The 11394-nt window shown below is 59.9% G+C and carries 10 protein-coding genes and 1 tRNA gene; 6 read left to right on the top strand and 5 right to left on the bottom strand.

The window, feature by feature from the left end; genetic code table 11:
• The 3 genes from AC3WLP_RS10590 (at position 1) to AC3WLP_RS10580 (ending at position 4273) form a co-directional block, all read left to right on the top strand.
• Positions 1-77, top strand: a tRNA-Met gene (locus AC3WLP_RS10590).
• A 261-nt stretch (positions 78-338) separates the two neighbouring features.
• Entirely contained in the window at positions 339-2981 is a 2643-nt protein-coding gene (mprF, locus tag AC3WLP_RS10585; RefSeq protein WP_017148149.1) for a bifunctional lysylphosphatidylglycerol flippase/synthetase MprF, read from the top strand.
• Positions 2981-4273 (top strand): virulence factor family protein, encoded by a 1293-nt coding sequence (locus tag AC3WLP_RS10580; RefSeq protein WP_012051467.1) that lies wholly within the window; start codon positions 2981-2983, stop codon positions 4271-4273. The genes mprF and AC3WLP_RS10580 overlap by 1 nt, the downstream gene beginning before the upstream one ends.
• 48 nt (positions 4274-4321) lie before the next feature.
• On the opposite strand, the gene AC3WLP_RS10575 is transcribed toward AC3WLP_RS10580, so the two are convergent.
• From AC3WLP_RS10575 to AC3WLP_RS10565, 3 genes are all read right to left on the bottom strand, one after another.
• Positions 4322-6232 (bottom strand): potassium transporter Kup, encoded by a 1911-nt coding sequence (locus AC3WLP_RS10575; protein WP_012051466.1) that lies wholly within the window; start codon positions 6230-6232, stop codon positions 4322-4324.
• A gap of 368 nt (positions 6233-6600) precedes the next feature.
• Positions 6601-7122 carry a GNAT family N-acetyltransferase gene (locus AC3WLP_RS10570; protein WP_088513441.1) on the bottom strand — a complete coding sequence of 174 codons (522 nt, stop codon included), beginning with the start codon at positions 7120-7122 and terminating at the stop codon, positions 6601-6603.
• Entirely contained in the window at positions 7080-7367 is a 288-nt protein-coding gene (locus AC3WLP_RS10565; RefSeq protein WP_088513442.1) for a type II toxin-antitoxin system TacA family antitoxin, read from the bottom strand. The genes AC3WLP_RS10570 and AC3WLP_RS10565 overlap by 43 nt, the downstream gene beginning before the upstream one ends.
• 846 nt (positions 7368-8213) lie before the next feature.
• Here AC3WLP_RS10565 and AC3WLP_RS10560 point away from each other — a divergent pair.
• Together AC3WLP_RS10560 and AC3WLP_RS10555 are read left to right on the top strand one after the other, a co-directional pair.
• The gene (locus AC3WLP_RS10560) at positions 8214-8552 is read left to right on the top strand and encodes a hypothetical protein (protein ID WP_088513443.1); all 339 of its coding nucleotides are present in this window, start codon (positions 8214-8216) and stop codon (positions 8550-8552) included.
• A 55-nt stretch (positions 8553-8607) separates the two neighbouring features.
• The gene (locus AC3WLP_RS10555; RefSeq protein ID WP_088513444.1) at positions 8608-9267 is read left to right on the top strand and encodes a hypothetical protein; all 660 of its coding nucleotides are present in this window, start codon (positions 8608-8610) and stop codon (positions 9265-9267) included.
• 28 nt (positions 9268-9295) lie between these two features.
• Here the strand turns inward: AC3WLP_RS10555 and AC3WLP_RS10550 are convergent, their stop codons facing one another.
• On the bottom strand, positions 9296-9598 hold the full coding sequence (locus AC3WLP_RS10550; protein WP_088513445.1) for a hypothetical protein: 303 nt from the start codon (positions 9596-9598) through the stop codon (positions 9296-9298).
• On the bottom strand, positions 9595-9930 hold the full coding sequence (locus tag AC3WLP_RS10545; protein ID WP_256596081.1) for a recombinase family protein: 336 nt from the start codon (positions 9928-9930) through the stop codon (positions 9595-9597). Before AC3WLP_RS10545 ends, AC3WLP_RS10550 begins: the two co-directional genes overlap by 4 nt.
• Before the next feature lie 69 nt (positions 9931-9999).
• Between AC3WLP_RS10545 and rimO the strand changes: the two genes are divergently transcribed.
• Positions 10000-11325, top strand: coding sequence for a 30S ribosomal protein S12 methylthiotransferase RimO (gene rimO / locus AC3WLP_RS10540; RefSeq protein ID WP_088513461.1), 1326 nt, complete (start codon positions 10000-10002; stop codon positions 11323-11325).
• Positions 11326-11394: the final 69 nt, after the last annotated feature.

Below are 11394 nucleotides of genomic sequence, written 5' to 3'. Positions count from 1 at the left end.
CGCGGGATGGAGCAGCCTGGTAGCTCGTCGGGCTCATAACCCGAAGGTCGTCGGTTCAAATCCGGCTCCCGCAACCATATTCGTCAGAACAAACCCCGCCTGTGTAAAAGCAGCGCGGGGTTTGTTGCTTTATACCTCCCTGATTTTCGTCGCCTCGATTTTCCCTCCCCTCATGCCAACCCGCAGGCTTGAGATGTCGTGCCCAGGATGAACTATCTTTAACCCTGCCAAGCCGCTGCAAACGCCTGAGGCCGGAGTAACATTGGATACGTTTTCCTAAGGGACTTTCACTTGGCCGCACCTTTCCTTCACCTCGCGCTGCATGCCCGGGGCAACTCATGACTTCGCACAATCCCGAACCTCCGGTGCCACTCGCTACGGCGCTACCCGGTGCTGTGCAGCGCCTGCCCCTACTCGAACGCCTGAGTCGCTACCGCCAGCCCATAGGCCTGATAGTGACCCTGTTACTGTTCACGATGGCCTTGATTGCCTGCCGCCACCTGCTGAGCGAGCTGGACATCTATGCCTTGCACGATGCCATGCTCAGCGTGCCCACCCAGTCATTGCTGGGCGCCTTGCTGGCAACGGTGATCGGCTTTGTGATCCTGCTGGGCTACGAGTGGTCGGCCAGCCGCTATGCCGGCGTGAAACTGCCAGCACGCAGCCTGGCACTGGGCGGCTTCAGCGCCTTTGCCATCGGCAACGCCATCGGCCTGTCGATGCTCTCTGGCGGCTCGGTGCGCTATCGCCTGTACGCACGGCAAGGGCTTGGTGCTGGCGAAGTCGCACGCATGACCGTGTTTGCCAGCCTGTCACTGGGCTGCGCGCTGCCTCCCCTGGCCGCCTTGGCGACATTGAGCAACCTGCCGGCGGCCTCGACAGCGCTCGGGTTGGCGCCCGGCCTGCTGGCAGCTGTTGCCGGCGCCGTGCTGGTGGTGTCTGCCTTACTGGTAATTGGCTTGTACCGCCGACGCCTGGCCGAGCAACCGGCGGCCAATAACCTGCTCGTTCAACTGGGGCGGCGCACACTTCGCCTGCCGGATGCACGCCTGGCGGCCCTGCAATTGCTGATTACCGCGCTGGATGTGGCGGCGGCGGCTACCGTGCTCTACCTGTTGCTGCCCGAAGCCCCTCCTTTCGGCGCGTTCGTGCTGGTGTACCTGCTGGCCTTGGCTGCGGGCGTGCTCAGCCACGTACCGGGCGGCGTCGGAGTGTTCGAAGCGATCCTGCTGGCGGCCTTTGCCGACCAGCTCGGTGCCGCACCGCTGGCGGCTGCCTTGCTGCTGTACCGGCTGATCTATGTGGTACTGCCACTGCTGCTGGCCTGCGTGTTGCTGCTGGCCAATGAAGCCCGACGCCTGCTGTTTGCGCAACAGGCCATCAAGGCCGCTTCAGGTCTGGCCGCACCGATCCTGTCGATTCTGGTGTTCCTGTCCGGCGTGGTGCTGCTGTTTTCCGGTGCCACGCCCGAGATAGATACACGTCTGGAGCATATGGGCTTCCTGGTGCCACACCGGCTGATCGACGCCTCTCATTTCGGCGCCAGCCTGATCGGTGTGCTATGCCTGCTGCTGGCCCAAGGCCTGCGCCGGCGCCTGTCCGCCGCCTGGCTACTGACCACCGTGCTGTTGCTGGTCGGCGCCCTGCTGTCGCTGTTGAAGGGCTTTGACTGGGAAGAGGCTTGCCTGCTGACCTTTACCGCCGCCCTGCTCGCACTGTTCCGCCGCTCGTTCTATCGCCCCAGCCGACTGCTGGAGCTGCCCTTCTCACCGGTTTTCCTGGTGGCCAGCGCCTGTACGGTGGGCGCATCAGTGTGGCTTCTGCTGTTCGCCTACCAGGATGTGCCTTACAGCCATCAGCTGTGGTGGCAGTTCACCCTCGATGCCGACGCGCCACGCGGCCTGCGCGCCGCCATGGGCAGTGCCTTGCTGCTGGCTGCCGTGGCACTGACGTGGCTGCTGCGCACAGCGCCGCCCGTGATCCACCTGCCCGATGAAGAAGAGCTGCAACGCGCCAACCGCATCCTGCAGGCCTCCGACCAACCCGACGGCGGCTTGGCGCTGACTGGCGACAAGGCGTTGCTGTTCCACCCGCGTGGTAACGCGTTCCTCATGTACGCCCGGCGCGGCCGCAGCCTGGTGGCGCTGTACGACCCGATAGGCCCGGCCCAGGAACGCGCCGAGATGATCTGGCAGTTCCGCGACCTGTGCGACCTGCACCACGCACGCCCCGTGTTCTACCAAGTACGTGCGGAGAACCTGCCGTTCTACATGGACATCGGCCTGACCGCATTGAAGCTCGGTGAAGAAGCCCGGGTCGACTTGCGCCGCTTTGACCTTGAAGCCAAAGGCAAGGAGATGAAAGACCTGCGCTACACCTGGAACCGCGGCGGACGCGATGGCCTGAGCCTGGAGATCCATGAGCCCGGCCACGCCCCGCTGGCTGAGCTGAAGGAAATCTCCGACGCCTGGCTCGGCGGCAAGAACGTGCGCGAGAAAGGCTTTTCGCTGGGGCGCTTCAGCCCAGACTACCTGCAGCACTTCCGCATAGCCCTGATTCGCTTCCAGGGCCGCCCGGTAGCCTTCGCCAACTTGCTGGAGACCCATGGGAACGAGCTGGCCAGCCTCGACCTGATGCGTGCGCACCCCGAAGCGCCAAAGCTGACCATGGAGTTCATGATGATCGGCTTGATCCTGCACTACAAAAGCCATGACTACGGGCGTTTCAGCCTGGGCATGGTACCGCTGTCCGGCCTGCAACCCAGGCGTGGCGCCCCCTTGACCCAACGCTTGGGTTCGCTGGTGTTCCGCCGTGGTGAACAGCTTTACAACTTCCAGGGGCTTCGACGCTTCAAGGACAAGTTCCAGCCGGACTGGGAACCCCGCTACATGGCCGTGCCAGCCGGGCTCGACCCGCTGGTGGCACTGGCCGACACCGCCGCTCTGATTGCAGGCGGCCTGACTGGATTGGTGAAACGCTGATGACCCGACGCTTTTGGCTGTACCTGCTGGTTCCCCTGCTGCTGGCCGCCCTGGGTGGTGCGCTGGCCTTCTGGCTGTGGACGCGCCCGGCCCCCGAGGCGCGCCTGGAGCAAATGAGCATCAATGACACCAGCATCACCCGTGTTACCCCTGGCGTGCACCCCAAGGCCCGGGTGGCCATCGGCGTGCCACAAGACCAGGCACTGACGGGCAAGCAACTGCTCGACCTGAGCCAGGCCGGTGAAGCCCAGCTAGTGCAGGTGATTCTGCCGCCTGGCGACTGCAGCAAGCAGCAGCAGGCCATGGACCAGGCGCTGACCCAACTGCAGGAAAAACCGACCTTGGTCGCCGGCATCGGCCCCGGTGCCACCCAGGCCTGGCGCTGGCTGGCCAGCCAGAACGATGACAAGGCGCGGGCCATTTCCGTGGGCTTCACCCTCGAACAGCCTGACTGCCAGGCTCCGCTGCCCAAATCGGCTGCCCATGGCCACTGGAACGTCGCCTGGAACGACAACCCGGATGACGCCAGCGCCGCCTTCGTGCGCGACCAGGCCAACGCCGAAACCAGCATCAGCGACTACGACATCCACTTGCCACAAGTGCTCAAGGCGCAACTGACCCAAGCCCTGGTCGGCCGCGACGGTAACGCACTGGCCATCCCGGTGGTCGAAGTGCCGGCCGGGCAAACCACAGACACGGTTACCTTGTTCCTCTCTGGTGATGGCGGCTGGCGCGACCTGGACCGCGACGTGGCCGGGGAAATGGCCAAGCTGGGTTACCCGGTGGTGGGCATCGACACGCTGCGCTACTACTGGCAGCACAAGACCCCGGAACAAAGCGCCGCCGACCTTTCCGAGCTGATGCATCACTACCGGCAGAAGTGGGGTACCAAGCGCTTCGTATTGACCGGCTATTCGTTCGGCGCCGACGTGCTGCCGGCGATCTACAACCGCCTGCCCGTCGAGGACCAACAGCGTATCGACGCGGTGATGCTGCTAGCCTTTGCGCGCAGTGGCAGCTTCGAGATCGAGGTCGAGGGTTGGCTGGGCAAGGAAGGCCAGGAAGCGCCAACCGGGCCGGAAATGGCCAAGCTGCCAGCGTCCAAGGTCGTGTGCGTATATGGCGTCGAGGAAACCGACGAGAGCGGTTGCACGGAAAAGACGGCAGTGGGTGAGCGCCTGAAACTGCCTGGTGGTCACCACTTCGACGAGAACTACCCGGCACTTGCCAAGCGGTTGATTGGCGAGATCGAGACGCGCCAAGGCAAGTCCAGCGTAGCTGAGCAGAACTGACAAGGGTCAGGGCCGCTCTGCGGCCCCGACCCTGCTGTATAAACCCATTCAGATCTCGACCTGCGTCCCCAGCTCGATCACCCGGTTCAACGGCAGGTTGAAGAAGCGCAGATTGCCGTTGGCATTCTTCAGCAAGAACGCAAACAGGTTGCCCCGCCAGCGCGACATCCCCTCCAGCCGTGACGCGATCACCGTCTCGCGGCTGAGGAAGTAGGTGGTCCGCATGGGCGTGAAGTCCAGGTCATCCAGATGACACAGCTTCAACGCGGCAGGCACGTCCGGCTCATCCATGAACCCAAAGTGCAGCAGCACACGGAAGAATCCGTCGCCATAGGCTTCCACCTCGAAACGCTCATGTTCGGGCACCCGCGGCCGGTCTTCGCTGACCACAGTCAGCAGCACCACCTGGCTGTGCAACACCTGGTTGTGCAACATGTTGTGCAACAGCGCATGCGGCACGGCATCGGAGCGTGCCGTCAGAAACACTGCAGTCCCCTCGACCCGGTGCGGTGGCTGAATGCGGATGCTGCTGATGAACAATGGCAATGGCAGGGCACCTTCATCGATGCGCTCGACCAGAATCTGCTTGCCGCGCTTCCAGGTGCTCATCAGCAGGTAGAGCACACCACCGGCCAACACGGGGAAGGCACCACCCTGGACGATTTTCGGCACATTGGCGGCGAAGAACAGCCCGTCGACAAACAGGAAGCCGACCAGAATCGGCACTGCAAGCAGCGGCGGCCACTTCCACAGCAGCAGCATCACCGCGGACACCAGGATGGTGGTCATCAGCATGGTACCGGTGACCGCAACCCCGTAGGCTGCCGCCAGAGCGCCCGAGGACCCGAAGCCGATGACCAGCAGCACCACACCCACCATCAGCGTCCAGTTCACTGCACCAATGTAGATCTGCCCCTGCTCGTCGCTTGAGGTGTGCTGAATCTGCATACGTGGGATGTAGCCCAGCTGGATGGCCTGACGGGTCAGGGAGAAGGCCCCGGAAATCACCGCCTGCGAAGCGATAACCGTGGCCATGGTGGCCAGCCCGACCAAGGGCAGCAGCGCCCAGCCCGGCGCCAGCAGGTAGAACGGGTTGCGCGCGGCCTCCGGGTTTTGCAGCAGCAGTGCACCCTGGCCAAAATAATTGAGCACCAGCGCCGGGAGCACCAGGATGAACCAGGCCCGGGCAATCGGCTTGCGGCCAAAGTGCCCCATGTCGGCGTACAGCGCCTCGGCACCGGTCAGCGCCAGCACTACCGCACCCAGAATGGCCACGCCAATACCGGGGTGCACCACGAAGAAGTTGACTGCCCAGCCCGGGTTGAACGCCTTGAGTACTTCCGGACTCTGCGAGATGCCATGCACACCCAGCGCGCCCAGCGCCACGAACCAGGTCACCATGATCGGACCAAACAGCTTGCCGATCTTCTCAGTGCCATGTTGCTGCACCAGGAACAGCGCCACCAGCACCACCAGCGAAATTGGCACCACCCAGTGGTCGATGCCATCGAAGGCCAGGCCCATGCCCTCCACCGCCGACAGCACCGACACCGCCGGGGTGATCATGCTGTCGCCATAAAACAGCGAAGCGCCGATCAAGCCACAGATCACCATCAGCGTGCGCAGCCGCGGGTACGCCGCCGTGGCCCGCCGCGCCAGAGCGGTCAACGCCATGGTGCCGCCCTCCCCCTGGTTATCGGCACGCAAGATGAACATCACATACTTGAACGAGACCACCCACAACAACGACCAAAGGATCAGCGACAGGATCCCCAGCACGCCATCATGGTTGACCGACACCCCGTAGCCGCCGGTAAAGACTTCCTTGAGGGTATACAACGGGCTGGTGCCGATATCGCCATAAACTACCCCGACCGCCGCCACGAGCAGGCCCACCGACCGTGACGCACCCTGCTTCCCCTCGTGCCCGCCCTCAGCGTGACTGCTTGCCTGAACCATCGACCACTCCCGCAAACGGCCTTCACGGCCCTTGGTAATCAATCTGCCACCAGGCCCTGGAAGGTACCCCGGCGCAACGGCGCGAAGCATAGCGCAGCGTTCGTCGTATTTCTGCTGGTCAAGCGCCCTTGCGCTCGCTAGAATTGCGCACTTTTTGATCAGAGGCGCCAAAAGCGCCCGTCAAGTTCGCCCCCGATTCCGGCCGGGCGACCTGTATTCAATACCGAGGTTAGTCATGTCCACCACGCCCGCCACCCCCAAGGTAGGTTTCGTAAGCCTGGGTTGCCCTAGCGATGCCTAAAATATACTTTTGATGTGAAAATCGAGACAAACAAAAGCCCGCTTAAGCGGGCTTTTTGCGATGCAAGCTACTTCAACGAGAGCATCATCGTCATCGGCGACAAGTCAGGGCATGGAATGAACCCCCCATGCTTGGCGTAGAACGCAACAAGGCGCTCTGTGAGAGGGTGTACTATCAAAGCCGTAGACCCAATGCTCTCCGACGCAGCCAAACTCCGTTCAATGGCATCTGCAAGCAATGCCAATGAGAGCCCACGGCCGCTAGCCGTGGCCGTCACCCCCATGCGCCCCAATACAGTCACAGGCAGAGGGTTTGGCGCATTACGGCGAATCTGGGCCGTGGCACCATACCTGCGATCAATTGCGCTGTTAGACAGCGTGTAATAAGCGGCTACGTCATGAGTGCCCTTGAAGCACACTACGTATACCATCGCATGCTTGGCATCCTGCGCTTTCAGCGCCTTGCTTCGCAAAAAGTCATTAATCGACGGCTCATTGCAGTCGAAATTTGCTGTCACGTGGTGACTGCCCAGTTTCTCCGGTGGGCTCAGCTCCAGGGCTTCGGCCTGGAAAGCAGTTTCTTGACGCATTCGTTGCTCCTAATGGGGTTCGCATCAAGAGCTTTTTCAAAACGGTCAAACGCTTCATCGCTAAGCAGAAAAAGCTTACGATCCACGATCACTTCCTCTGCACGCCGACACGCGGCATCGAGAATGAAACTGGTCCGATCGATGCTAAGGATGTCAGCTGCAGCATCGATAAGATCGCGCCGTTTCGAATCAGCCCTCATATTTATGGATACAGGCCTCACGCCTGCCTCGGCTGTTCTTTCCATCGCTATCTCCAATTCGTGTATAGGGTCGTGACGTTCTCCTGTTTAAGATCTTAGACAAATAGTCCTAACGGCTGCGTTTGCTTGCATGCGGGTCACCTGCTTCTTGCAGCGAAAACATAGGTTTAGCTGCGCCTCTGGTAATGGTCGGCAGTCGGGATTGACTGCACTGGTAACTGGCCTATGTCCAGTGAAACCACTTTAGCACGTCGTGTTGCAGTTGTGTAGCTGTGTTGCCATCTGCAACACAGCGAAATCAGCTGGAGATTCACATCAGGGCCGTAGCACTACGCAATGAAATGTAAACGCCATGACGCTTACGAAGTGACGAAAACCGCTCTAGCACGGTCGTTAGAAGCCTTTTGTACGAATGTCAGACCCTGTCTAAGACACCGTAAAATCGACGTAGGCACTGCCGAAAAAATCAGCATTTACGTCGCTTTTTCAGTGGCTCGGATCGTGGCTCGCCCCGTGGCTATGGGGGGTGCGCGGGGGCGGCAAGACTGAGCGTTCAGCGCTAATACACCCCGATGGCACTGCATTCTTCGTCAAAATTTTGCACAAAGTGCAATGGACATCCGACCCCGGGCAGCTAACGCCCGCGCCACAGAAGCATCCATTTCACTCCACATCTGGTTTGCAAAAAATCAGGACGCAAGGCGCGTCGGCGGGAGGGGGATAAGTGATTTTCTCCGTCGATTTTTTTGTGAAGCAGTATTTTTCCCGGCTAGCGATGTGCCATCGTATGGGGTGAGAGTTTGAGTCCCCATGGCGAGGCTTTGAGCAGGATCCAGCCATGAGGACACAGGGATTCGTTTCTAATCACCGGTAGTCAAAAGGAAGTTGAAGATGATGTATGTAAAAAGCTCGGGGGCCATTACCCAAGCTGTTCCGGCATTTGTTGATGATTTACTTTCAAAAACTAATCACACAGAAATCGAAGACTCATTGACTACGCTAGGTTATCAGCCAGCTGTGCATATCGGCCGTGAGCATGCAGCTGAGCTGGAGATCCATATAAATTCTAATAGAGATGCTAATCCCGCCGCGATCGCGTTTGTCTCGCTGGGCGACTATTACGAAGCCTACATAATCGAGTCGCGCCACGCCGCGCTTATGTTTGCTAAGGAATACTCTGAAGTCATTAAGAATATTTGCAAACTTCAATACAAGGACAGTGATGACTGACTGCTATGGCTGCCCACATTAAGGACAGTTAAAGCATTTGGCTGGAGTGAGAGTTATGAGGCTCTATAGATATTCAAGCAACCGCAATAACAATGCACTTAATGTGCTTGGTAATATCAGGATTGGCACACTCCATGATTTTCGGAGAGATGAACATAAGAGAGGGATCGCCGACGCTTGGGAAGGCCGGAAGATTGTCCACCACCACATAGATAATTTGCTGGAAGGGCCGAACAGCGCTAGAAATCAGCAAGCGATGAGCGCTTTCAACGTCATAAGGCATGCTGATCCTAGTCGGCCGGGTAACATGGTGAACATTGGGGTAGGCATCGAGTTCAACGAGCTTGACTGCTATGTGCACTGCACTTCTTATCGGCTTTCGAAAGAAGTGATGCAAGAATTTGACGGGACCGAGTCCTGCCTAGAAATTGCAAACCCGCGAGGATTTTATGATCGGCTCACGGAATCAATGGGTAAGCTTGTGAGTATCCATGAAGAAAGCTTTAAGCTGGAAGCGGTCAGATACCAGCCTAGGATCGAACAGTATAATTTCCGTGACTGGGGGGATGACGCGGCATACATCAAGGATGAAGAGTTTAAGGGGCAATTCGAGATTAGAGCAACTTGGTTGCCGAAGTCTAGATCCGAGATATTGAAGCCGGTCATATTGAATGATGTAGGGCTTGTGCAATACTGCAAAATTATCGAGCTATAGAAAAAGCCCGCTTTAAGCGGGCTTTTTCTTACACCACGATTCCAAGTCGCAGCATTCGTTTGCGCCACCAGGTTGCAACAGCATTCAGCTCGTCGTCGCTCAGCGGCCTGGAGTAAATCGCCACTCCAGAGATATCCACTTCTCCCCCAAACGCAGCGGAGCCACTTCCGATCTGGAACAGCGAGTCAGCCAGCACCCGCGATGCCGAATCGGTGCCTTGAGTGGTGATGTTCTTCGTGAGGTTCTGCACCTTTGTGAACATCGAGCTGCTGGAGCGCAGGCAGCGGATACCCCAGTCGGTGGCCACCTCGCCGGCGCTCAGGGTATTCACCGATGAGGTGGCGGCTCCGTTGGTGCCCAGGCGAGTCGCGCCACCGGTGCGCCAGGACCATAGGTCTGGGCATTGAGGGTCAGTGGGCTGCCGGTGGCGGCCAAGGCAGTAGTGGTGCTCGACACCGTGGCCACAATGTCCGCGCCGAGTTCTCGGCGAACCAGCAGGTTCTGTGGGTAGATCAGTGCATCGGACAGCGCTGACAGACCTTCATCTCTGAGCGATAACGTGTCATCGAGGACGAGGCCCTTGCTGGCAGCCCATTGCTGAGCGTACTGCAACTGACGGTCGGCGCTACTGCCGGTCGCTTGCCGGGGATCGGAAAACCTCAAATAGCTGTATACTCGCGCGCCGTTTTTTGCCATTACCAAAAATATAACCCTGATGAGGATCATCCTATGATGACAGAGAAACCACCGCGTATAGGAATGATATCGTTGGGGTGCCCAAAAGCCCTGGTCGACTCCGAGCGCATCCTGACCCAGCTGCGCATGGAAGGCTATGAAGTCGTACCCACCTACGAGGACGCCGACGTGGTGGTGGTCAACACCTGCGGCTTCATCGACAGCGCCAAGGCCGAATCGCTGGAAGTGATCGGCGAAGCGATCAAGGAAAACGGCAAGGTGATCGTCACCGGCTGCATGGGCGTCGAAGAAGGCAGCATCCGTGACGTGCACCCAAGCGTGCTGTCGGTCACTGGTCCGCAGCAGTACGAGCAAGTAGTCAACGCCGTTCACGAAGTGGTGCCGCCGCGTCAGGACCACAACCCGCTGATCGACCTGGTGCCGCCACAGGGCGTCAAGCTGACCCCGCGCCACTATGCCTACCTGAAGATCTCCGAAGGCTGCAACCACAGCTGCAGCTTCTGCATCATCCCGTCGATGCGCGGCAAGCTGGTCAGCCGCCCGGTGGGTGAAGTGCTGAGCGAGGCCGAGCGCCTGGTCAAGGCCGGGGTGAAGGAAATCCTGGTGATCTCCCAGGACACCAGCGCCTACGGCGTCGACGTCAAGTACAAGACCGACTTCTGGAACGGCCGCCCGGTGAAGACCCGCATGCTCGAGCTGTGCGAAGCACTGAGCAGCCTGGGCGCCTGGGTACGCCTGCACTATGTGTACCCTTACCCGAACGTTGACGACGTGATCCCGCTGATGGCTGCCGGCAAGATCCTGCCGTACCTGGACATCCCGTTCCAGCACGCCAGCCCGAAAGTGCTCAAGTCGATGAAGCGCCCGGCCTTCGAAGACCGCACCCTGGCGCGCATCAAGAACTGGCGCGAGCAGTGCCCTGAGCTGGTGATCCGCTCCACCTTCATCGTCGGCTTCCCGGGCGAGACCGAGGAAGACTTCCAGTACCTGCTGGACTGGCTGACCGAAGCCCAGCTCGACCGCGTGGGCTGCTTCCAGTACTCGCCGGTGGAAGGCGCCCCGGCCAACGACCTGGGCCTGGCCGAAGTACCGGACGACGTCAAGCAAGAGCGCTGGGACCGCTTCATGGCCCACCAGCAGGCCATCAGTGCTGCCCGCCTGCAATTGCGCATCGGCAAGGAAATCGACGTGCTGATCGACGAAGTCGAGGAACAAGGTTCGGTTGGCCGCAGCTTCTTCGATGCACCGGAAATCGATGGCAGCGTGTTCATCGATGGCGACCATGGTTTCAAGCCAGGCGACAAAGTGCGTTGCCGTGTGGTGGATGCCGACGAGTACGACATGTGGGCTGAACCCATCTAAAACGGCTGAAGCCTGCAAAGCCCCTGCCCCGGCGTTCTCCATAGGGAATGACCGGCGCAGGGGCTTTTT

It is taken from the genome of Pseudomonas sp. FW305-E2 (genome assembly GCF_058782925.1).
Note: the sequence above shows the minus strand (reverse complement) of the source record. Positions and strands in the feature narration are given on the sequence as shown.

Excerpts from the sequence above, each read along its gene's own strand:
- mprF (WP_017148149.1), top strand. The coding sequence starts at position 339 with ATGACTTCGCACAATCCCGAACCTCCGGTGCCACTCGCTACGGCGCTA.
- AC3WLP_RS10580 (WP_012051467.1), top strand. The coding sequence starts at position 2,981 with ATGACCCGACGCTTTTGGCTGTACCTGCTGGTTCCCCTGCTGCTGGCC.
- AC3WLP_RS10575 (WP_012051466.1), bottom strand. The coding sequence starts at position 6,232 with ATGGTTCAGGCAAGCAGTCACGCTGAGGGCGGGCACGAGGGGAAGCAG.
- AC3WLP_RS10570 (WP_088513441.1), bottom strand. The coding sequence starts at position 7,122 with ATGCGTCAAGAAACTGCTTTCCAGGCCGAAGCCCTGGAGCTGAGCCCA.
- AC3WLP_RS10565 (WP_088513442.1), bottom strand. The coding sequence starts at position 7,367 with ATGGAAAGAACAGCCGAGGCAGGCGTGAGGCCTGTATCCATAAATATG.
- AC3WLP_RS10560 (WP_088513443.1), top strand. The coding sequence starts at position 8,214 with ATGATGTATGTAAAAAGCTCGGGGGCCATTACCCAAGCTGTTCCGGCA.
- AC3WLP_RS10555 (WP_088513444.1), top strand. The coding sequence starts at position 8,608 with ATGAGGCTCTATAGATATTCAAGCAACCGCAATAACAATGCACTTAAT.
- rimO (WP_088513461.1), top strand. The coding sequence starts at position 10,000 with ATGACAGAGAAACCACCGCGTATAGGAATGATATCGTTGGGGTGCCCA.